The sequence below is a fragment of the Microcoleus sp. PH2017_08_TRC_O_A genome (genome assembly GCF_020738665.1).
GTDB lineage: Bacteria > Cyanobacteriota > Cyanobacteriia > Cyanobacteriales > Microcoleaceae > Microcoleus.
In genome coordinates this window covers 86,310-109,690 of sequence record NZ_JAEQCE010000026.1, presented here as the reverse complement: position 1 = coordinate 109,690, position 23,381 = coordinate 86,310, and the positions used below count along the sequence as shown (strand labels likewise).

The window sequence follows — 23,381 nt, the reverse complement described above, 5'->3', positions numbered from 1 at the left end:
AGGGACTTAAAACCAAATTAACTATTGCATCTAAAATCCTCACATCTAAAATCGGCTCGGTCTTCCCTGCGAATTGCTGAGTATTAAAAGGTAAAAATAACGTGCTCAAAAAAAGTTTCACGATCGGCATCCTCGCACTGTGGCTGTTAAGTTGGCCGCTGATGAACAATGCCTTAGCTCAAGATGCTGCTCCCCCTGCGGCGGCGGCTGCTGCGGTGGCGGCAAATCCGATCGACACCGGCGATACAGCCTGGATGTTAATCTCCTCAGCACTGGTGTTGCTAATGACACCCGGACTAGCGTTTTTCTACGGAGGGCTGGTGCGATCGCGCAACGTCCTCAACACCATGATGATGAGCTTAGTCATGATGGGACTGATCGGCGTCACATGGACGCTGTGGGGTTACAGTTTGGCCTTTGACGTTTCCACTCCAGTTTCCGAAGGCTTTGGGAAAGGATTTGAAACCTTCATCGGCGGCTTCGACTGGATGTTCTTGAACAACGTCGCAGCCGACAAACCAGATCCGATCGGCTACGCACCGACAATACCGCACCAAGTATTCATGGTTTACCAGATGATGTTCGCCATCATCACTCCAGCATTGATTTCCGGGGCGATCGTCGAACGGGTAACATTCAAAACCTACTTCTGGTTCGTGCTGCTGTGGTCAACCTTCATCTACTCTCCTCTAGCCCACTGGGTTTGGGGTAGAGGCTGGCTGGGGGCGATGGGAGCATTAGACTTTGCAGGCGGCACAGTCGTACACATCAGTTCCGGCGTATCTGCGGTTGTCGCAGCTTGGGTAATCGGGCCCCGCAAAGACCACTTAAACAAGCCCCACACCCCCCACAACGTACCCTACGTCTTGCTGGGAATTGGGCTCCTGTGGTTCGGCTGGTTTGGCTTCAACGGCGGTAGCGCTTTAGGATCGGGTTCCTTAGCAACAGTGGCTTTTGTCACCACAATGATTTCAACCGCAGCCGGCGGTTTAACTTGGACAATCATCGAATGGGTGCTCAGAGGCAAACCGACAGCAGTCGGAATTGCCAGTGGTTTCCTAGCAGGATTGGTGGGAATCACACCAGCGGCGGGATACGTACTGCCAGTGGGGGCCCTGTTAATCGGATCGATAACTTCCGTTTGCTGCTTCTTCGCCGTTAGCTTGCGAGCTAAGCTGGGATTTGACGACTCTTTGGACACCTTCCCGGTTCACGGCGTCGGCGGAACTGTAGGCGCGCTTCTGACAGGCGTGTTTGCGACTAAAGCCGTTAACGCAGCCGGAAATGACGGGCTGTTTGCCGGAAATCCGGGGCTAATTGTGACACAGTTTGTAGGCGTTGTAGCTACTTACGTGTTTGCGGCTGCCGGTACTTTTGTCATCCTAAAAATTCTCGCGCAGTTTATGGAACTGCGAGTCGCCTCATCTGCTGAAGACCAAGGTTTGGATATCGGCCAACACGGGGAAGAAGCTTACGGTGAGGATTTTGCCGGCGGTTTCAGTTCCTTTGAATCTGGTTCTCCTTTCGCGCCGAAAAAGGTGGGCTGATTTTCAGGGTAAGTTCGATCATCGCGTAGAGATGCAGTTATGTGCGTCTCTACGCTTTTTTTTGTTTTATTTTGAACGAACCCATGAAAGTCGCGCCTCTGTTCGTTACTGAATTAAATAATACCAGTTTCAAAAGAGAATGTAACTTTATACAAGCCACTAAGGAATGAGAATTAAATAACTTATAATTTGATGGTTTTTGTGGGATGGGCGGGGGAGCCCGTCTCTAAAGGACGGGCTCCCCCGCCCATCCCACTTTCGTTGTGTAAATTATTTAATTTGCGATCCTAACCCTTATGCAGTAGTTCATTCCAATCTAAAATCTAAAATCTAAAATCTAAAATCGTATAATCCCGATCGCACCCAGGCCTTCTAAAATCAAAGGTAATTAACCTAGATTTGAACTCAGTACCGCATGGATACTAAAGCTTTTAAACGATCGCTCCAACAGTCTGAAAACTACCACCGCAAGGGTTTCGGACACGAAGCTGAGGTAGCTGGCGTAATGGAGACAGCTTATCAAAGCAGCCTGATCCAGCAAATTCGCGACAACAATTACAGGCTGCAACGCGGCGCCGTCACCATCCGGCTGGCTGAGGCTTTTGGCTTTTGCTGGGGAGTGGAACGCGCTGTGGCTATTGCTTACGAGACTCGCCAGCACTTCCCCTCGGAACGGATTTGGATTACTAATGAGATTATTCACAATCCTTCTGTGAACCAGCATTTGCGCGATATGGAAGTTGGTTTTATTGCTGTGGAAAAGGGGCAGAAAGATTTTTCTGTGGTGGATAGTGGCGATGTGGTAATCTTACCTGCTTTTGGGGCGAGCGTGCAAGAAATGCAGTTGCTGAACGATAGGGGTTGCAAGATTGTTGATACTACTTGTCCTTGGGTTTCTAAGGTTTGGAATACTGTTGAAAAACACAAGAAAAGGGATTATACTTCGATTATTCACGGTCAGTACAAGCACGAAGAAACTGTGGCAACGAGTTCTTTTGCTGATAAGTATTTGATTGTGCTGAATTTGCAGGAAGCTGAATATGTCAGCAATTATATCTTGCACGGAGGCGATCGTGCTGAGTTTCTTGCTAAGTTTAGCAAGGCTTGTTCTGCTGGTTTTGACCCGGATGTGGATTTGGTAAGTGTCGGGATTGCTAACCAAACTACTATGCTCAAAACTGAGACTGAGAATATTGGCAAGTTGTTTGAAAAGACGATGATGCGGAAGTTTGGGCCGTCCAATCTTAACGAACATTTTCTGAGTTTTAATACTATCTGCGATGCGACTCAGGAACGGCAAGATGCTATGTTGATTTTGGTTGAGGAAAAGTTGGATTTGATGTTGGTGATTGGGGGTTTTAATTCTTCTAATACTACTCACTTGCAGGAAATTGCGATCGACAAAACTCTTCCTTCTTATCACATTGATTCTGCGGAGCGCATTTTACCGGGAAATCGCATCGAACACAAGCCTTTGGGCGGGGATTTGGTCGTAACTGAAAATTGGCTGCCTGAAGGTAATATTGTCGTCGGCGTGACTTCGGGTGCTTCGACTCCTGATAAGGTTGTTGAGGATGCGATCGATCGCATTTTGGCGATGAAAGCCGCTGTTATTCCCTAATTCTCTGCTTCGCCACTGCACTCGGAATCATCTTTTTCGGCGTGCAGTGCGATCGTCTCCCTCGCAAACAGACTGTAGACTCCAATTGCTCTTCATTCCATCTCGATGCTGAAAATTATCTGTGTTAATCTGCGTTTATCTGCGGTTAGTTTCCCTAGCAATTTCTCCCCTGCGTCCCAAAGTTATTTTTTTCACAAATCATGAAAAAATCGCCTTTTTTTTCGGGTAAAAAGCTTGACGCGGGCTGCTTGACAAGGTATTATTTAATAATGGGAATAGTGAAAATTTTTAAATTGAAGTCACCACTTCCATTATCTAAAATATACCCCATAAATCAACCGAAATCAATAGGTAAAAACTCCTTTTTTTGCGCCGCGATTTGAAATAGTCAAAGCAGCAAAAGTGATGCCACAGAAAATGACTAATTAAGCTTAGCGAGAGAGCGAGAGATTGTATATTTGGCCTCTCTTACTTAAGGAGGATGCGAAGAGGAGCTAGTACCTAGGTAGCAAATAAATAGACAGAGTGGTACACTTGTGGACAAATCTACGGTATACCATTTTGTTTAAACCACATGAATTCGCAAAAAAGCTTGGATTGTCAGTAAAAAGACTCGCCGTCTCCTCAACATGAATTGCTAGAATACTTGAAATAATTCACTGTTTTTCCTGTCGATTATACGGTCTGCAAAATTACTCCAAGGAAATCAAATAAAACTAAAAAATGCTGTTGACAAACCCCTACAAGATGTGGCAAAATTAAACAAATAAATCGAGTGTTGAGGCCAAACAATGCTTCTGTCCATCAAGACAAAGTTAAAGCTAAACAAGAACCAGGCAACGGTTATGAGCAAACACGCTGGCATAGCGAGGTTTACTTATAATTGGGGACTAGCTACTTGGAATAGCCTTTATCAAGATGGATTAAAGCCCAATAAATACCTACTCAAGAAATTCTTCAACAATCATGTAAAACCTGAATTTACATGGATCAAAGAGACGGGAATCTGCCAGAAAATAACTCAATACGCCTTTGACAATCTTGGGGATTCGTTCTCTAAATTTTTCTCAAAAAAAGGTGGATTTCCCAGATTCAAAAAGAAGGGGCATCACGACTCTTTCACTATTGACGCGGGCGGTAAGCCTATCCCTGTGGGTGGTACGTCTATAAAGTTGCCGACAATCGGCTGGGTAAAAACCCACGAAGGACTACCTCACACAACTTGCAAGTCAATCACCATTTCACGCACTGCCGACAGTTGGTTTATCGCATTTGCTTACGAACAGAATCATGAACCCACAGTCAAAACTCATGAAATTGTAGGAGTTGATTTGGGAGTAAAAGAGTTGGCTACACTTTCAACTGGCGTAGTATTCCCGAACCCAAAGCACTACAAAGCGCATTTTATAAAGCTGAAGAGATTATCAAGAGTTCTTGCTAGAAAGGTGAAAGGTTCCAGCAATAGATACAAAGCCAAAATCCAACTGGCAAAACACCATGCAAAAATAGCAAACCTCAGAAAGAATACTCTACATCAAGTCACTACTTACTTATGCAAAAACCACGCAACGATAGTAGTAGAAGACTTGAATATTGGAGGGATGCTAAAGAATCAAAAGCTAGCACAGGTAATAGCTGATTGCGGATTTCATGAATTTAAACGCCAGCTAGAATACAAAGCGAAAAAGTTTGGCTGTGAAATTGTCGTTGCTGACCGCTGGTTCCCGTCGAGCAAAACCTGTTCGAGTTGCGGGCATATTCAAGATATGCCACTCAAAGAAAGGGTTTATAACTGTGGAAGTTGCGGTCATTCGATGGACAGGGATTTAAACGCAGCCATCAATTTATCACGGTTGGCTAAACCGTGAAAGCTTACGGAGGGATAACCGCTCCCATGCTCCCGACGAAGTAAGAAGCAAATGTCTAGACTTGTCTAGTATTTGTGTAGCAGCGACACTAAACTAAAAACAAGATCGATCGCAAATTTGAGCCTTAAATTTATCTGCTTTGGCCGCCGTGTCTGCCCGAGCAAAAAATTCATCGCCCGGAGCGAGGTATAACAAAAAAAGCAGCACTCGCGCGCCGACTATTTCATGAACAAATCGCTGACTCGCCAAATCACCGCAGGCATCGGCATCGCCTTGGGACTGCTAATTTTTAATGCGGCAACTTCCTACCGCAATACTCTCAAGTTAGTGGAAAACGAGCGCTCGGTGAGCCACACTCACGGAGTTTTAAGTGAACTCGAAGCCACGCTTTCTACCTTAAAAGATGCTGAAACGGGGCAGCGCGGTTATTTGCTGACGGGAGAAGAACGGTATTTAGAACCTTATTACACTGCGATCGCCAACGTTAACACACAATTAGTCGGATTGCAGGAACTAACAGCCGACAACAATCGGCAGCAAGAGCGCCTTCGCGACTTGAAAAGTGCGATCGACTCTAAATTAGCCGAACTTCAAGAAACCATCAATCTGCGGCGCAAACAAAACTTAGCAGCAGCCCTGCGGGTGGTAAAAACCGATCGCGGACAGCAAATCATGGAGGGGATTCGGCAGCAGGTAGCCACCATGACTGCCGAGGAAAATGTGATATTGCAGCAGCGCGCCCAAGAATCTCAAGCCAGTGCTAATTTGACAATCATCACTTTTACCGTTGCTACTGTGGTAGATTGGCTGTTGCTGGTGTTAATTTTATATTTGGTAAAGCGCGATCGCATTTTGCGCGACAATGCCCAAATCAAACAAAATCAACTGCTAGAAGAGCTAGAACGCGATCGCAATTCCCTGCAATTAACCGAAGAACGTTTCCGCCGCGCCATTGTTAACGCCCCGCTGCCAATTATGCTGCACGCTGAAAACGGAGAAGTTTTGCAAATTAACTCCGCTTGGACAGAATTCTCAGGCTACAAATCCTCAGAAATTCCTACAATTGAAGATTGGACAGAAAAAGCTTACGGCAGCCGCAAATCGGTAGTGCCAGCAAATATCAATTGGCTGCACAAATTAAACTCGCGCCTTTCTGAAGGTGAATATATAATTACCACAGCCAGCGGTGAAAAACGAATTTGGGACTTTTATTCGGCACCTTTAGGCAAGCTTTCCGACGGCAGAAGTTTAGTAATTAGTACCGCCATTGACATCACTGCACGCAAACAAGCAGAAGCGGAAATTCGGATGCTCAACGCTACGTTAGAACAGCGAGTCGAACTCCGCACCAATGAACTGCAAGGAGCTAACGAAGAATTAGAAGCTTTCACCTATACCGTCGCCCACGATTTGCGCGCGCCCTTGCGGGGAATGCAGGGATTGGCTGAAGCTTTGTTAGAAGATTACGGCGAAATCCTTGACGAACTCGGTCAAGAATATGCCCAGCAAATTGTAAATTCTGGGCAACAATTAGAAGATTTGATCCAAGATTTGCTAGCATACAGCCACCTGAGCCGCACTGATTTATCGCTGCAAGTTGTAGAGTTAGAATCTGCTGTCGCTGAGGCAATTGCTATGGTACAAGCCGATGCTAAATCCAACGGTGCTCGCATCAGCGTGCGATCGCCCTTATTGCCGGTAATTGCCCATCGCGTTACCTTAGTTCAAGTCATCACAAATCTGCTCGCCAATGCTCTAAAATTTGTGGCAGGCGCATCGCCGCAAGTGCAAATATGGGCTGAGGAAATTCAACTGCCTCCAGAGGGAGAGACAGACAGACAGACTGCGGGAGAATGGAAAAGGGGGAAAGTGGGAAAGTGGGAGCATTCGCAGTTATTGATTAGCACTGGCCAATTGCCTGTTAGCGAAGCCAACGAAGGCGATCGCATCATCCGTCTTTGGGTAGCAGACAACGGCATCGGTATTGCTCCAGAACATCAAAAACGGATTTTTCGCGTTTTTGAACGGCTTCACGGTATCGAGTCATACCCCGGAACTGGTATAGGATTAGCTATTGTACAAAAAGCAGTCGATCGCATGGGCGGTCAAGTTGGGGTGGAATCGCAATTAGGACACGGCAGTCGATTTTGGATAGAGCTGAGGAAAGGATGAGGCAAAGGCAGACGATTTTGCTGGTGGAAGATAGCCCCGTTGATATTCTGTTGATGCAGCGGGCGTTTCGCAATCAGATTTTTACTAATACTTCGCTGCAAATTGTCCGAGATGGAGATGCAGCGGTTTTTTATTTAAATGGTGATGGAGAATACAGCGATCGCGAGCGCTATCCTTTACCTGCGATAATTTTACTAGATTTGAAGTTGCCCAGGCGATCGGGTCACGAGGTTCTGAGTTGGCTCAAACAGCAGCCGCAACTCAAACGTTTACCTGTGATTGTTCTTACATCTTCGAGGCAAACATTAGATGTCAATCAAGCTTACGATCTAGGCGTTAATTCTTATTTGGTTAAACCTGTCGGGTTTGCTTCTTTATCGGACATGATGCAGAGTTTTGGCGAGTATTGGCTCAACCAGACCGAACTGCCGGAACCTATAGAATTTTCTGGTTTATAGTAGCGTTATCCCAATTTTTAGGGTTTATTTCCTCGTTGTCAGACTTTTCCTCGTAATGAGAGATTTGAGATACTTCGACTTGGCTGTACAAGTTTGAGATTTACTTGTAGCGCCGTGAATCTGGGAGTTTGAACTTTGGTCTAAGATTTTGTAATCTCCACTTCTGCTGTCGTGGGCTTGTATCCATTTTTGGGTGGTCATCAGTCATTCCCAATTCTTTAATCTCAAATATAATCAAATCAAAACTGGTAGAAGTTGGTCTTGAGGTGGCGAGTCCTGTATCATCTGTTCCTGTGCGATGAATCCAAGATTGACGGGAGGCTAATCAACCTCGAAAATCGTAAGGCTGGGATTTTTACCAGAAAGAATTGGTTGAAAGCCCGCCCGCCTTTGACGGAGAAATTAAAATTAGACTATTCATTACTCCAATCCTCGGACTTAAGGGTAGAGGTTGCCCTCAAAAGTCAACTGTCAAGTGTCAAGTGTCAACTGTTGAAGCAAGGCATTGACTAATATAATACCCACAAGGTTCGAGAGAAGAAATTAGGTTATGTATCTGTTAGCAAATACTGGGAAAAAACTACCGACAGCATAATCTGTGAGATATAATAAAATACAAGCAAATACAATTAAAAAAATCCGAGGATAGTTAATTAGCACTAAATATTGAAACAACGGAACTCCTCAATAACATATTTTTAGATTCAAGAATGTTTGTGCCAATACAAAAAGCCCAAAAACCATGCTGTCTATTCTGTTGATCGACGACAACCCGAACGATCGCCTGATGATCGAGCGAGAACTGAGAAAAACTTTGCCCGATTTAGAAGTTAAGTCGGCGATAGATGCCCCAAGTCTCGAACAAATCCTGGTCGTCGGGGGTTTTGACATGGTGATTACCGATTACCAAGTGCGCTGGAGCGACGGATTAACTATTCTCAAACAAGTTCAAAGCCAGTACCCAAATTGTCCGGTAATTATGTGTACCGACAGCGGCAGCGAACAAGTGGCAGTCGAAGCGATGAAAGCGGGTTTGAGCGATTATGTGTTCAAAGGGCGACACTTCAATCGGCTGGCGTCTGCCGTGCGCGAAAGTTTGGAAAAACAGCAGTTGCGCGAGAATTACGCAAAAACTTCGGCGCAGTTGGCAATTTCTGAGGAAAGGCTGAGGGTAGCTATCTGCGCCTCGCAAATGGGAACTTGGGATTGGAATATATTAACTGGCGAGGTGGTTTGGTCGGAGGGACACGAACTGTTATTCGGGTTGGAAAAAGGCAGTTTTTTGGGAACTTATGAAGCATTTTTTGCCTTTATTCACCCGGACGATCGCGATTCTATTGCTCGCGCGATCGCCTTTTCTTTAGATAACAAGATAGAATACCAGCACGAATTTAGAGTGATTTGGCCCGATGGCAGCTTGCACTGGATCGCGGCTAGGGGCAAGTTTTTTGATGATGGTACTGGTAAATCGGTGCGATCGATCGGCGTGGTTTGGGATATTACCGATCGCAAGTTATCCGAAGCCAGAATACAGGAAAACGAGGAAAATTTGCGCTTTGCCCTGGAAGCAGCTAACACGGTTGCTTTTAGTTGGGATGTTGTTTCCGCTGAAATCCGCCGTTTTTCCAATGCCCAAACAGAGATAGGTTTGCACCCGGACAGCGCAGTTGGTACTTTTGAGGAAAAAAAGAATGCGGTGCATCGAGATGACCGCGACAGCTTTTTGGCAGATTTGGATGCGGCACTCAGCGGCTCGGGATTTTACGACTCGGAACACCGCCAAGAGCGCCCCGACGGTTCGGTGATTTGGCTTCACGACAAAGGGCGGGTGGTTTTTGACGCATCCGGTAAACCAGTGCGACTGTTCGGCGTAGCGATCGACATTACCGCTCGCAAACAGTTAGAATACGATCGCTCCCAGGCTTTGGCGCGCGAGCGATCGTATCTGCACCGCCTGCAAAAGTTAACCTCCGCCTCAGTTGCGCTCCACTCCATGCTTTCGGTAGCAGACATCGTTCAGTTAGCAGCAGATAGCGCCCGCCAAATTCTGGAAGTCCACCAAGCAGCCGTCAACCTCAGCCCTTCCGCCCACTGGGATGTTGGAATTAGCAAGTTTTCCCTATCCGAAAAATACGCCCAGTGGCAAGATTACTGCGAAGAGCCAGACGGTACGGGCATTTATCAGGAAGTTTGCCGGCACCAACAGGCGATGCGGATGACTCAAAGCGAGTTAGAGGCTCACCAGGCGTGGCGGAAGTTCGGCAAGGCTGCCGACAAGCACCCGCCGATGCGGGGCTGGCTGGCGGTACCGCTGACGGCTCGCGATGGCAGAAATATGGGATTGATTCAGTTGTCGGACAAGTATGAGGGGGAGTTTGGGGAAGATGACGAAAGTATTTTAATGCAGTTGGCTCAGGCAGTTTCGGCGAGCATCGAAAACGCGCGGCTTTATGAGGAATCTCAGCAGGCAAATCGCATGAAAGATGAGTTTTTAGCAACTCTTTCTCACGAGTTGCGATCGCCCTTAAACGCGATTTTGGGCTGGGCGCAATTGCTACGAAATCGCAGTTTCAGTCCGGCAGCTACCGCACGGGCGTTGGAAACGATCGAGCGCAATGCTAAATTGCAAACTCAATTGATTGAGGATTTGCTGGATATTTCGAGAATTATTCGCGGCAAATTGACTTTAAATCCTTGTCCAGTAAATTTGATTTCGATGGTGGAAGGAGCGGTAAATACGGTGCGGTTGGCGGCCGATGCTAAGTCGATCGACGTGGAGTTGGCAATTCTAGATTTGGGCTTGGATACTGCTGAATTTTGCCCGCTCAAAGAGGTTTATGGCGATCGCGAATCTCCGTTAAATCCGAGATTTTTGGTATCGGGAGACCCCGGCCGCTTGCAGCAGATAATTTGGAATTTGTTGACGAATGCGATTAAGTTTACGCCGCGTGGCGGGCGAGTAGAAATCCGGTTGCAGCGATTTGATTCGGAGGTTGAGCTAACTGTTACCGACACCGGAATTGGGATTGCTGCGAATTTTTTGCCTTACGTGTTTGAGTCTTTCCGGCAAGCGGATGCTACGATTACTCGCAATTATAGCGGTTTGGGGCTGGGTCTGGCGATCGTCCGGCAGTTGGTGGAACTCCACGGCGGCAGGGTTTGGGCCCAGAGTCCGGGACTGGATATGGGTTCGACTTTTACTTTCCGCCTCCCTTCGATTCCGGTAAATTCGATCGCCCCTGAGGAAGCGTCGGTGTTGGCTGGCGGTGGTAATTTACAGGGAGTCAAGGTTTTGGTGGTTGATGACGAGGTGGATTCGCGGGAATTTATGATGTTTGTCTTGAGCGATTCCGGGGCGGCTGTCAGGGCTGCATCCTGTGCTGCTGAGGCGTTTGAGGTGGCTTCGGAGTTTGTGCCGGATGTTTTGGTCAGCGATATCGGAATGCCTGAGGAAGACGGCTATTCGCTGCTGTTAAGGCTGCGTTCTCTGGCAACCCAAAGCGGCAGGAAGTTTCGGGCGATCGCCCTGACGGCCTATGCTAGAGATGAAGACCGCGATCGGGCTTTGAAAGCTAGTTACGATCGGCATCTGACTAAACCCGTACAGCCCGATGTCTTGGTGGAGGCTGTAGTCAGTTTGATAATTGGTAATTGGTAATTGGTAATTGGTAATTGGTAATTGGTAATTGGTAATTGGTAATTGGTAATTGGTAATTGGTAATTGGTAATTGGTAATTGGGAATTGGTAATTGGTAATTGCGAATTATGCGCCACTTTGAAACAGGTTTCTCCATTATGTGTAATATCAAATCCGCTCTTCATCGGAATTATTCATCTCTCTTATAGCGGTTCTTAAAAAAGTGAGGTATGCCTGCGTGCCCTATGCCCTATGCCCGATACCACCGCACTGTTGCTGAGACTCGGCTATATAAGACCTTTATTAGCTTGTGTTAATATGCTAAGATATCCAAAAACTACGGTAATTTGGTGGACAAACTTCAGACAGACATAGAGGCAATTTGCTCTCAGATTGAGGCTTTGCGCCGCGAACGCCAACAGCTTAGCACTGGCGCGATCGCCCCAGCGGGGGATTCGCCCCAAGCCATCGCTGATGCTTACCGCCGTCACGCGAGGGAAACAGCACAAGTGTCGGCAGAAGTCAAGGGAATAGATGATGCGATCGCAGCTCTGTCTGCTCAACTGAATCAGAAACAGCAGCTATCGGTAAACTTGCAAAGAATCAGTCCGATGGAGCAGCAAGTTGAAGAGGGAAGAGAGCTCGCTCGCGGACACGCGGAACGGATTAACGAACTGGCGGCCCAATTGTCGGGAGAAGTGAAGGAACTTAAAGCCATTGCCGACCAAATTAGTCCCAGCTACTGGCAGGTTTATTACAAGCCTTTTATTACGGGTTTTAAGAGTATTTCTGTACCCTACGTGCGATCGGACGGGGATGTTTGGACTATTGTCAATCGAGTAGTTTAGAGAGGCTGCGGGATCAGAAATTGGAACCACTCAAGACATTTTTTCTGTCCCTCTTCCTCTACTTCAACCGCGCAGCAGTTGCTTAATCGTGCCCACCAATTCCTGAGGGTGAAACGGCTTGGCGATGTAAGCGTCGGCTCCTTGTTTCATTCCCCAATAGCGATCGAACTCTTCGCTTTTGCTCGAACACATTACCACGGGCAAATTCTGAGTTTTGGGGTCGCTCTTGAGCCGGCGACAGACTTCATAGCCATTCATCCGGGGCATCACGATATCCAGAACGACTAAATCCGGGCGGTTGGCTTTGATTTGCTCTAGAGCTTCTACGCCATCACTAGCTACCGTGACATTGAGTCCTCTACCTTTGAGCAAGTCGGCGATCATCTCCCGCAGAGTGACGCTATCATCAACAACCATAACTGTACTCATAGAATAATCCCTACCAAGTTTCTGGGTTGAAACGTTCACATTAACGTTTGCATTAACGTTCACCTTCAAAGGTGTCTTTTCCTGATTGAGATTGCGCTCTGCTAGATGTAGTTTACCCACTTTTGCTGATTTCCCAATCATTTTTTAAAGAATTACTGCGAACCAAATATCCGCGTAATCTCGGTTGACACACGAGGCTATGTCCGTTAGTCTATCATTTTCTTTCTCAAATGGTACGTTTGTCAAAAAATGATTGTGCAGGTTGGTTGTGCATTTCGGGTAGAGGAGGGCGGCACGGCGCCGCTTGGAGCGAAATTTGTCTAATTTTGATTTTTTGTACCTAAAGCCGATAGTTTTTGGTCGTAGAGGGTGTCTAAACCGACCGAGCGCTGCCGGTAGCTGTTAGGATCGTTTTTGCAGCCGTTAGCCACGATTCCCAAAACCGAAGCTCCAGAAATTTTTAATTCTTCTAAAACTTTGCGAACTTGCGCTCGGTCTGTTTTGGCAATTTGCACGACCATAATCGTAGCGTCGGTGTGAGCTGCTATCAAGTGGGCGTCTGCCAAGCCGGCTAGCGGTGGGGTGTCATAAATCACTAAGTCAAAAAATGCTTGAAACTGCTCCATCAAATACTGCATTTTTTTGGAAGAAAGCAGCTTGATCGGATCGGGCGGAATTTGTCCTGCGGTAAGTACGAACAAATTGTCTTGATTCAAAGCTCGCTGAATCGCGTCGTTGAGGCTGAGATCTGTAGAAATGGCATCGGCGAGCCCGCGCACGTTTGGCAGTCCTAGCTTAGTATGCAGTTGCGGGCAGCGCAAATCTGCATCTACTAACAATACTCGCTGTCCGACTGCTGCTGCGATCGCGGCCAGGTGCAAAGCTACTGTAGATTTGCCGTCTCCAGCCACGGCCGAGCTCACTAAAAGCGATCGAATTGCCGTACCTGCACTGAGCAAGTGAATATTGGTGTAGAGCGATCGAAATGCTTCTAAAAATTGATAGTCCAACTCCCTAAAAATACTTTGACCCCCGATGAGCGTCGGAGGAGTAGGTTCAGTGTCGAGGGATTCGAGAACTTGCACTTGCGACTTCGACGACGAGCGAGCCGAAGTTAGTTTCCTCGGCCTCGCTGGCTGTCTGCGCCTGACTTTTTTGCTAAACGGAATCACCCCGATCACCGGCAATTTTGTGGCGATTCTCAGTGCTTCTGGAGTGTGGAAAACAGTATTTAGCACCTCTACGAGCAAGCCGACTGCTATGCCCAGCAGACTGCTTAAAATTAGTGCCAACGCTAACTGTCTTTTGGTTTGTTTGATTGTAGCTGGGATCGGCCTATTGAATTTGTCTAGCGGAATTTCCGGAGGATTGATCAGCACCCAAGGTATTTGCTGTTGAGCTGCATCAATCCGCAAGGCTTCCCGTTTTGCCAAAAAGTCCGACAAACTCTTAGTAACAACTTGTTGTTCCCGCACTAAATTGTCGTATTGTCTCGTTGTTACTGAAAAATTTCTAATTTTTTGGTAGAGAGCCTTTTGCAAAGCAGTCATTTCGCGATCGCGCGCCTCAACTTCTTTGATTTGGCTTGACAAATTTCCCATCACCACTTCTTTTGCTTGTTGAGTCGCCGTTAAAATCAGTTCTTCCCGACTTTTTCGCAGTGCTAAAACAGGCAAACTGTCATCTCTATACTGAGCTAATTTCAGGGACAAGTCTGAGTCTATTTTCTGGATTTGAGATAACAGTCCGCCGTAAGCTTGTCCTTGGGTCATCAATACGCCAATGGGGTTATTTTTATCCAGTAAATTTTGATAGCTTTGGTAGAGATTCCGCATCCCTTTTAACTGTACCTGGAGTCCTACTTGCTGTCCCCGAATGCTTTGAACTTGTTCTGACAGAGATTTTCCCTCTAGCTGCGGCTCAAACAAGTTGCTATTCTGGCGCAGTCTTTGGACTTGCAGTTGCAAAACTTCGACTCTTTCTCGGAGCTTGGGCATCTCCATGTCTATAAATTTAATACCTTGATTGATGCCCGTCAACCGCTGCTGCAAGCTATATTCTAGATAAGCTTTAGAAACCTTATCCAATACGCCGTAAATTTTATTTGGTTCTGAATCTTTGTAGCGAACTTCTAAGATTTTTGTACCTTGCTGTTTGCCATCTCTTCCGTAGCTGACGCGGCTGATCGACAGTTTTGTCATCAGTTCGCTGTAGGTTAGGTTGGGATTCCAAGCTCGCAAATCTTGAAGCACTGGCTGCATCATTTTGGGGCTGCGTAAAATCCTAATTTGGGTTTCGTAATCTACTAAACTAATTCCTTCTATATTAATTTTTGCTAAGTCGGCAGCGACGGTATTGTCTAATTGTTTGGATAGCAAACCTTCAGCGGTTGCTGGTTCTACTAACAGAGAAAATGAGCCTTCATACTCCAGCGTTATCCGTTTAGAAGCGGTGACGATCCCTGTTCCTGCGAGGGCGCTCAAAGCAATTGTGGCTGCTGCCATCACCAGGATACGGCGGCGCAGGACTCCTAACAGCCACGACAAGTCTAGCTTTTCTTCCTCTGTCTCCTCGACGAACCTATCTCTGTAGTTCTGAGCCGAGAAGTCGGGCAGTTTGCCATTAGATTTGGGTGTGAAGGGTTGGTAATCTTGTCTGCTATCCATATTCAGCCTGGGTATTCTTGAGGTTTATATTTTTGATGTTGATATTTTTGAAGCTGCCACGCCGCGACGCCAGAAATTCTATTGTTTAATTTATTCTAGCCTTTCGCAGGAATTATCCACCTCACCAGCAACGTTCTTACCTGAATAAACTTCGGAGAACGTTTATAAAATTTAACACTCCGGTAGCTGGCCCGACAGGCCCGACTACAGCGTTCATGCGGTCTATGAAGTTGACGATACCGCTGCGGGATACGATAATCATGTCGTTGTTCCGAAGTTGAGGATTGACTTCTTCGTTAATGCCTTGAGTTAAATCGACTTCGATCGTCCGTTTAGTAGCAGTACCGTCCTGATTGAGGCGGACTAGCTCAATTTTATTCCTTCTAGCTCTCGTATTCTCGTAGCCAAAAAATCCTCTGGAAACTAAAGCTTGATTGAGGGTGGCATTAGGTGGCAGCCTCAACGGATCGAGAGATGTTCTGACTTCTCCTACTACATAAACGTTAATGCCGGAAGGAGCAAAGTTAGTGCTAGCCAGCACGCCAGCTTCTGCGGGGTTGACGATAGTTGCTTTGGGAACGATGATGGTGTCTCCCTGCTGGAGGATGGTATCTTGGGCGCCGTCGCCGGACTCTAGGAATTGCCACAGGTTGACTGGAATGATTTGTTCGCCTCTTCTGGTGACGCGGCGCACTTGAATTTGGCGGATGTCGGCTTCGGAGGTAATTCCGCCTGCAAGCTGAATGGCGCGGATGACGGTGGGGAATCCTTCTCGGCTGAGGTCGCTATTGGTGTTGCCGCCGATGACTACGTAAGCCCCCGGGCGGGTTACTTGGCCGACGATGGAGATCGATCGAGGTTTTTCCGGCGGCGGCGAGAAGTTGGCGATCGCAAATTGGCGCGCCTCTGCTTGGTTGAAGTTCGCGACGGTAGGGATCACAATCGTGTCTCTGTCTTGCAAAATGATATCTTGAGAGATGTCTCCTTCTTGCAAGAATTTCCATAGGTTAACGTTGAGCACTTGGTCGGGGCCGTCGGGTTGGGGACGGCGGACGCGGATGTTGCGGATGTCAGCGACGCCAGTGACGCCTTCTGCGAGTCTGAGGGCTTGGGTGACGGTTGGGTACTGCACGCTGGGCGCGACCCCCGGGCCTGGAGTGAGGGCGATCGTGAAGTTTCCGGGCCTAGTTACTTCTCCGATGACGCCGACGTTGAGGGGGCGGGCGGCGACGAGGCTGACTGTAACTATCGGATCTTTGAGGATGCGGCGGTAGGCGTTGCGGATGATGGTGGTGGCTTCCGCTAAGGTACGGCCGCGGATCGAGATCAGACCGATCAGCGGGAGGTTGACGGAACCGTCTGAGAGGACTTCGTAGCCACGGGTGAGCTCTGGTACTTCGAGTATTTCTACTTGGATGCGATCGCCACCGCCGAGTTTGTAGCTTTGGGGCGATCTTCTAACGCCGACAGGTGTTGTGACTGCGCCAGGACGCAATGGTAGTTGCGCTGTTGCACCAAGCGGGAACCCGAGGGAAATACTCGCGCAGGCGATCGTCCACAACATCAAACTCAAGACTGGCGGGTTTACTTGTTTGGAAAAATCAGTGTTAGCCACAGACTACTTATTTTATTTGAGGATCATTCACCAGTTTAATCGCCGATCGTTGAAAAGCAATGTCGATCGCAGATACAAAGAAAAAAATCATCAAATTTTCTTCCCCTCCCCCTCCCGGCAATTATCTAGAAGGCAGAATAAAAAAACCTCGGCATTCCCCAACCCCTCTCCTCATACCCAACCAACCAACACTTTAGACCAGCAGCAGCTTATATAGAAAGATCGCCGGCGACAAATACCTCGGTTTATTGTTATTTTGGTGGAATTAGCCCGCTGCTAAATTGGTATTTTTCTCAGAGAGGGTAGATATTTATGGCGAGAATGATTAAAGAACTAATTCTCAGCAATAATTTGTTGCTGATGATATTGGGTGTCAGTGGCTTGGCGATCACTCTGTTGATATTTCAGATTGCCAGCAAAAAACAAATTGGTATTACTTTAGAAAAGTGGTTTGCAGTTCTGTACATTTTCATGTCTCCTCATGTTAATGTACCTCCTTTTAATTATATGCACTTTATCAATATCACTGACCCTGAGGGTGGAGTAATTAAGCAGCTTCCTTATGTATTTTATCCCTGGATAGTTTTTATTTTATGTGGGAAATTTATTAATTTTTGTAAACACAAACTTGTCGAAGGATTGTTATTTGTGGTGCTGAGAAATCCGGCTTTTTCGCTATATTGTTGGCTACCAATAACATCGACACTGTGGTCGCTAGTTCCTGATATTACGCTGAAAGCGGGGATAGCATTTACAGGTTTTACGGTTGTGGGTTTTTATATAGGTGCGCGATATGAGTGGCACGAACTATCAGCCTTAGTGCGATGGGGCTATACCTCGGTGGGTATAGTTAGTTTTTTGCGCTACCCGAATGTGACACGGGAATTGTCAGGAATTACCAGTCACAAAAATTCTCTGGGCAGCATCATGGTAGTAAGTACAGCACTTTGGTACCTGCACTATTCCCAAGGTGCTAAAACTCAGAAAGAACGCTGGATAGCTCTGGCATTCATGTTTTTTTCCTTTTATTTGGTTAGAACTACTAGCTCTGGGGGTTCTCTAGTTAATAGTTTGATGCTCATAGTTGTAGTATCATCCTTAAGCTTTTTGAGCAAGTTAAAGTTTCAATGGGCCTTTACTTGTATTGTCGGCTTTACGATCTTCGGTATCATAGGTAGCATTTATATAATCGACAATTTGGAATCCATTGTTGTCGGAGGTTTAGGAAAAGATTTGACTTTGACAGGACGCACGGAGTTCTGGCCGCAATTAATCGCGGCAGCCAACCAGCGTCCTTGGTTTGGCTATGGATTTGAGGGATTTTTTCAACAAGCATTAATAGGCAAGGAGACCCCAGCTTATTATATATATACTACGAGTGGATTTCAACCTAAAACTGCTCATAATGGTTCCATAGCAGTCTTACTCTCTTTCGGCTATCCAGGACTGGTTCTAATCTTAATTTCTGTGTTGACAAATCTGATTTTCGCCGTCCGGCAACTGAGCCGCAGCCCGCTATCTCAAGCGGGGATACCGATTATTTACTTAGTTTTTATTATTTTGAACAACCTAACTGAAGGTTCTCTATGTGATATTGGGGATGTCTGGCTTGCCTACGTGTTAATAACAGTTAGACTCAGTATCGATAGTGGCAAATCTCCATCCAGCAACCGGCGTATTTCCGGAGGCGATTTGGTGGCGCCATCTTGATCCAGATTGAATCATGATTAACTTGCAGAAGTTGAAAATTGCTCGAACTATGATATACTATATTAATGAGCCTGGTTTTTGATTAATTCCCGAACGCTCGAAAAGTATATTTATTTCTGACAAGGACTGAAAACTTTCTGATGTTAGATAAGCTAAATGCGGTCAGTCAAAAGCTCGGCCCCGGCCTCCGCCAGGTACTCGGCAACCTGGCTTGGCTGTTGACTGACCAAATTTTGCAGATGAGTCTGGGTCTGCTGGTGGGAGTGTGGGTAGCACGATATCTGGGCCCGGAACAATTTGGCTTAATCAATTATGCGATCGCCTTTGTTTCGCTGTTTTCCTCGGTGGCAACAATGGGATTGGGTACTCTGGTAGTGCGAGACATTGCTCGCAATCCCGACTGCAAAGAAGAGACTCTAGGGACTGCTTTTGCCATACAATTAGCAGGCGGAATCATCACTTTACTGCTCACTGTCACAGTGATTTCAATACAGAATCCCAATGACAGCTTAACTCGTTGGCTGGTAGGGATTATCGCCGCCGGCACGATTTTTCAGTCCTTTGAAACAATAAATTTTTGGTTTCAATCTCAAGTTCAATCTAAGTATACAGTTGTCGCTAAAAATTGCGTATCATTACTGGTTGCAGGACTCAGAATCGGATTAATTCAACTCAAAGCACCACTGATTGCTTTTGCTTGGATCAGGTTGGGAGAGGTAGCATTAGCCGGATTGGCGATCGCAATTGTCTATCAAAACAAGGGAAATGATTTAAAGCTGTGGCGAGTCAGTTGGCAGCGAGGTAAAGAACTGCTTCACGAAAGTTGGCCGCTGGTGCTTTCAGGCTTGGCGGTTTTTATTTATTCCAAAATCGATCAAATCATGCTCGGCTCTATAAATAAAACTGAGTTAGGATATTATGCAGTTGCAGTCAAATTATCAGAAATATGTGATTTTTTGCCTGTGATCATCGCTTCTTCTATTTTCCCGAAACTCGCACAGTTAAGAGAAAAAAATTATGGCGAATACTTAAAAAACTTTCAGATTTACTCAGATGCCATGTTATTTTTGTGGTTGGGAGTGGCATTACCAATCTCTCTGCTAGCTCCTTTCATAGTCCAAACTCTCTACGGCGCTCAATATACAGAGTCAGCCAGGGTATTGTCAATCTACGTTTGGGCTCAATTTGGCAGTAACTTCGGCATCGCTAGAAATACCTATTTTGCCTTAGAAGGTCAACTGCGATACGGTCTTTACTTGACATTTATTGGCTCATTTTTTAATATAGTATTGAACTCTCTACTAATTCCTAAATATGGAGCTTTTGGAGCAACTGCGGCAACTTTAATTACTTATTTCTATGTAATTATTTTAGTCAACTTTTTGATTAAAGAACTGAGACCTTTTGGTAATTTAATTCTGAATTCGCTGAATTTATACAAGGCTGCATCCAGGCTGATAGGATTGATCAAATGATTGAAATTAAACCCAAGCTCGAACACCGATCGCACTGTCCCTCTTCTGGGCAAATACTCAAACCTGTCAAAGTATTGTGGCAAGGTTCCCGCATCTGTGTTGTGTCTGAGTCTCCAGGAGGTGGCGAAATCATTGACGAGTTGAGAATTGGCCACGCGGCTAAAACTGCTTACAGCATTAACTTAGCTGAAGGAACAACTTTTAGTGATGACAAATATGCGGAAGAATTTTTAGCAAAACCCTTGCTCAAATCTCTGCAAAATCCTCAAAACGAACACCTAGAAATTACTCAAGAAATCTTTAAATCTTGCGATCGGGCGATCGTATTAAACTGCATCGATTATCTGTACGGACACAGCCTTTTAAAGTTGCTCAACGCACAGAGACATTTAGAATCTCACCCAGAATTTGGTTTGATTGTCATTGTCCAAAAATTTATGAGGTGGATGGTTCCCGAAGGAGTTGCTGAAGTCTGGACAGTACCTATATCGCTGAAAAACGGTCAGTGTTACTATCCCAGTTTTGGCAATTTTGTCAGCAAACAGTTAGAACGTTTCCAGGAAGTTTACATCAGTGAAGCCTATTCTCACCCCAGTCAATTTGACATTAGTAAATTTACGGGGGTTGCCAAACACGATTTTGATAAGGAAGAATACAAAATTACTTTTGTTTGGCGGGAAGATCGGCTGTGGTGCCGGCATTTGCTTGTCAAAATTTTCCGAAAAATTAACTTGCTACAAATTCCTTTAAGTATTCAAAATTGGAAAGTGCAGAGGTTGTTTGCGAAAATGCGAAAGTTGCTGCCGCAAGCTAAGTTTGCAGTTGTAGGTTTAGGCAAAAACACTAGCTTTCCAGAGTGGGTAGAAGATTTCAGAGTGGATAAGTTCGATGAAAAAACTGAGAGGCAAATGTGTCAGGTTTATTCAGAGAGTCGCTTGGTAATTGGGATTCACGGTTCCAATATGTTGCTGCCTTCGGGACACGCTGGTATGACGATCGATATGATCGATGAAAGGTGGGGCAACTTTGCTCAAGATATTTTATATCAAGAAACAGACCCCAGACTGTCTTCGTTTCGCTATCGATATCTGCCGCTGGCGACTAGCTTAAAAAACTTAGCGCATATTGGTTCTGAAATGATTATCAAGCGCTTGGATTTCTATTTTCACATGACGGGCGATTCCCTTAGGGATAGCTTCGCTTCACGGCTTTAATTTACTCCAAACTGTAAATATAACAGGAGATAGACACGATGAATGACAGCGGTTCTGTTTACATAGTTACTGGAATGTGCTGCGATGAAGAAGGCCAGGAAAGTAAATATCCCCAAGGATCGGATGCTAAATCTTCTTCGGAAAAATTTCAATCAGTTTACTGGCGATGTGCGGTGGTATATTTTGCTTCCAGCGTTAGAAATAACCCGGAAGCTCAGCATATCTTATTTACGAATGCCGATCGCATTCCAAATATTGAAAGCTTTAACACCGTTGAGTTTTTCGACAAAATTGGAGTTAAAGTTGTCCAGATTCCATTTACCTATCAGCCACCAATGGAATACTACCCCGCCTTCAGAAGTACCTTTTTTAAGTTTGACATTATTCAATATTTGAAAAATCATTCAGCGTTAAACGATCGCTGTATAGCTTTAGACTCTGACTGCGTGTGGGTAAACTCCGCCGATCGCATAATTGCCGATATTGAAAAACAAGGTTTGGCTACCTACGATTTGTACGAGCCTGAAGACAAAAAAATCAGTGGTTTAACCAGGCGAGAAATGCAGAAAATTTATGAGGAATTAGGCTATAAAGTAGATGAGCCTCCCAAGTATTTTGGTGCAGAATTTATCGTAGGAAGTGGCAAACACATTAAAATATTGTCCGACGAAGTAGACTCGATCTGGGAGACTTGCTTGCAAAGATTTGCCGAAGGAAAGACAAAATTAAATACAGAAGAGCAGATGCTCACCTACATTTACAACAAGCTGGGATATGCTCGCAGCAGCGGCAATGCTTATTTTAATCGAGTGTGGACATCGCCGATCATTCATACGGCAACTGAGGCTGATTTAAAAATGGATATATGGCATTTGCCAGCCGAAAAAGGATACGGAATTAAGCGAATTTTTGCACAAGTTTCTAATCCCCAATCAGATTTTTGGAATTTGCCTTTAGGAGAGCAGTTTACTAAATATGTTGCGGGTTATGTTGGCATACCACAACGGAATATTTCTAAGACTGTCTTGGATGTTTTTGACAATAGAATTTCTGGTATCAAAAGGAGATTGTCGAAAGTCAAAAGTGTTGTCAGCAATTAGCATAGTGGAGTTGTGTAAATGTTCGATCGACCGTTAAAAACCCCCGTCGCTTTTATTATTTTCAAACGTCCCGAAGAAACTCAGAGAGTATTCGCAGAAATTCGCAAAGTCAAGCCGTCAAAATTGTTAGTAGTTGCTGACGGGCCGCGGCCGGACAAACCGGGAGAAGACGCGCAATGCGCTGCGGCTCGCGCGATTATTGAGCAGGTGGATTGGGAATGCGAAGTTTTGCAGAATTATGCTGAGACTAATTTGGGTTGTCGCCAGCGAGTTTCTAGCGGGTTAGATTGGGTGTTTGATACGGTGGAAGAGGCGATTATTATTGAGGATGATTGTTTGCCTGATAGTAGCTTTTTCTACTTTGCCGAAGAGTTGTTGGAACGCTACCGATACGACGAAAGAATTATGTCGATATCTGGTCAAAACGTGCAGTTTGGCAAGCAGCGAACTGATTTTAGCTACTACTTTTCTCGCTACACTCATTGCTGGAGTTGGGCGAGTTGGAGGCGAGCTTGGCGACACTACGATCTAGATATGAAGCTGTGGCCGTCGGTTCGAGATGGAAATTTTTTGATGGATGTATTGGAAGATGCTCATGCTGCCAAAATCTGGACTAAAACTTGTCAGTTGTGTTACGACAAAGCTATTGATACATGGGATTTTCAGTGGACATTTGCGAGTTTTATTCAAAATGGTTTGAATATTTTGTCTAATGTCAATTTAGCTGCAAATATCGGACACGGAACGGGGGGGACTCACACGGATGATATCAATAGTCCCTACAACAATATGTCTGTTGAACCGATCGCCTTTCCTCTAAAACATCCTCCGTTTGTGATTCGGGACGCGCAAGCGGATCGCTTCACTCAAGAGAGTTTATATGATTACGATCCGAAATTGGTCAAGAAAGTCCAGCGCAAAATTAAAGGATTATTGAAAATGTAAGTAAAAATGCTGTTTTTTAGATATCCTACTTTTTGAATGAGTCGGGGATTTGGGTCTTTGGTTTGGGATTTTTAAG

Annotated in this window: 16 protein-coding genes; 12 read left to right on the top strand and 4 right to left on the bottom strand. The window is 45.7% G+C overall.

What is annotated here, in order from left to right; all coding sequences use genetic code 11:
- The first annotated feature begins 101 nt into the window (after nucleotides 1–101).
- The 6 genes from JGK22_RS11445 to JGK22_RS11420 all read left to right on the top strand — a co-directional run bounded on the left by JGK22_RS11445 (nucleotide 102) and on the right by JGK22_RS11420 (nucleotide 11,324).
- The gene (locus JGK22_RS11445) at nucleotides 102–1,547 is read left to right on the top strand and encodes an ammonium transporter (protein ID WP_293206959.1); all 1,446 of its coding nucleotides are present in this window, start codon (nucleotides 102–104) and stop codon (nucleotides 1,545–1,547) included.
- Nucleotides 1,548–1,962: 415 nt separating this feature from the next.
- Entirely contained in the window at nucleotides 1,963–3,168 is a 1,206-nt protein-coding gene (locus JGK22_RS11440; RefSeq protein ID WP_293312893.1) for a 4-hydroxy-3-methylbut-2-enyl diphosphate reductase, read from the top strand.
- 791 nt (nucleotides 3,169–3,959) lie between these two features.
- Nucleotides 3,960–5,036, top strand: a complete 1,077-nt coding sequence (locus JGK22_RS11435; protein WP_293312891.1) for an RNA-guided endonuclease TnpB family protein — start codon at nucleotides 3,960–3,962, stop codon at nucleotides 5,034–5,036.
- A 225-nt stretch (nucleotides 5,037–5,261) separates the two neighbouring features.
- A complete protein-coding gene (locus tag JGK22_RS11430; RefSeq protein WP_293191981.1) occupies nucleotides 5,262–7,208 on the top strand; it encodes a CHASE3 domain-containing protein in 1,947 nt (648 codons plus the stop codon).
- The gene (locus JGK22_RS11425) at nucleotides 7,205–7,666 is read left to right on the top strand and encodes a response regulator (protein ID WP_293183740.1); all 462 of its coding nucleotides are present in this window, start codon (nucleotides 7,205–7,207) and stop codon (nucleotides 7,664–7,666) included. Before JGK22_RS11430 ends, JGK22_RS11425 begins: the two co-directional genes overlap by 4 nt.
- A gap of 742 nt (nucleotides 7,667–8,408) precedes the next feature.
- Complete coding sequence (locus JGK22_RS11420) at nucleotides 8,409–11,324, top strand: PAS domain-containing protein (RefSeq protein ID WP_293312889.1); 2,916 nt, start codon at nucleotides 8,409–8,411, stop codon at nucleotides 11,322–11,324.
- Here the strand turns inward: JGK22_RS11420 and JGK22_RS11415 are convergent.
- Entirely contained in the window at nucleotides 11,299–11,460 is a 162-nt protein-coding gene (locus JGK22_RS11415) for a hypothetical protein (RefSeq protein WP_293312887.1), read from the bottom strand. The two genes, JGK22_RS11420 and JGK22_RS11415, sit on opposite strands and share 26 nt — an antisense overlap.
- Nucleotides 11,461–11,653: 193 nt before the next feature.
- Between JGK22_RS11415 and JGK22_RS11410 the strand changes: the two genes are divergently transcribed.
- Nucleotides 11,654–12,151, top strand: a complete 498-nt coding sequence (locus JGK22_RS11410) for a hypothetical protein (RefSeq protein ID WP_293183733.1) — start codon at nucleotides 11,654–11,656, stop codon at nucleotides 12,149–12,151.
- A 63-nt stretch (nucleotides 12,152–12,214) separates the two neighbouring features.
- Here JGK22_RS11410 and JGK22_RS11405 read toward each other — a convergent pair whose 3' ends face one another.
- The 3 genes from JGK22_RS11405 to JGK22_RS11395 all read right to left on the bottom strand — a co-directional run bounded on the left by JGK22_RS11405 (nucleotide 12,215) and on the right by JGK22_RS11395 (nucleotide 16,861).
- Entirely contained in the window at nucleotides 12,215–12,580 is a 366-nt protein-coding gene (locus tag JGK22_RS11405) for a response regulator (RefSeq protein ID WP_039886668.1), read from the bottom strand.
- Between the two features lie 320 nt (nucleotides 12,581–12,900).
- Nucleotides 12,901–15,246 carry a tyrosine-protein kinase family protein gene (locus tag JGK22_RS11400; RefSeq protein ID WP_293183731.1) on the bottom strand — a complete coding sequence of 782 codons (2,346 nt, stop codon included), beginning with the start codon at nucleotides 15,244–15,246 and terminating at the stop codon, nucleotides 12,901–12,903.
- Between the two features lie 136 nt (nucleotides 15,247–15,382).
- Nucleotides 15,383–16,861, bottom strand: a complete 1,479-nt coding sequence (locus JGK22_RS11395) for a polysaccharide biosynthesis/export family protein (RefSeq protein WP_293191975.1) — start codon at nucleotides 16,859–16,861, stop codon at nucleotides 15,383–15,385.
- 312 nt (nucleotides 16,862–17,173) lie between these two features.
- On the opposite strand from JGK22_RS11395, the gene JGK22_RS11390 reads away from it, so the two are divergent.
- From JGK22_RS11390 to JGK22_RS11370, 5 genes are all read left to right on the top strand, one after another.
- Nucleotides 17,174–18,571 (top strand): O-antigen ligase family protein, encoded by a 1,398-nt coding sequence (locus JGK22_RS11390; RefSeq protein WP_293183726.1) that lies wholly within the window; start codon nucleotides 17,174–17,176, stop codon nucleotides 18,569–18,571.
- A 140-nt stretch (nucleotides 18,572–18,711) separates the two neighbouring features.
- On the top strand, nucleotides 18,712–20,046 hold the full coding sequence (locus JGK22_RS11385; RefSeq protein ID WP_293183723.1) for a flippase: 1,335 nt from the start codon (nucleotides 18,712–18,714) through the stop codon (nucleotides 20,044–20,046).
- Entirely contained in the window at nucleotides 20,043–21,260 is a 1,218-nt protein-coding gene (locus tag JGK22_RS11380) for a hypothetical protein (RefSeq protein ID WP_293191973.1), read from the top strand. The genes JGK22_RS11385 and JGK22_RS11380 overlap by 4 nt, the downstream gene beginning before the upstream one ends.
- A gap of 38 nt (nucleotides 21,261–21,298) precedes the next feature.
- Nucleotides 21,299–22,360 (top strand): hypothetical protein, encoded by a 1,062-nt coding sequence (locus tag JGK22_RS11375; RefSeq protein ID WP_293183721.1) that lies wholly within the window; start codon nucleotides 21,299–21,301, stop codon nucleotides 22,358–22,360.
- Nucleotides 22,361–22,378: 18 nt separating this feature from the next.
- Nucleotides 22,379–23,305, top strand: a complete 927-nt coding sequence (locus JGK22_RS11370; protein WP_293191971.1) for a glycosyltransferase family 2 protein — start codon at nucleotides 22,379–22,381, stop codon at nucleotides 23,303–23,305.
- The last annotated feature ends 76 nt before the right edge of the window (nucleotides 23,306–23,381 follow it).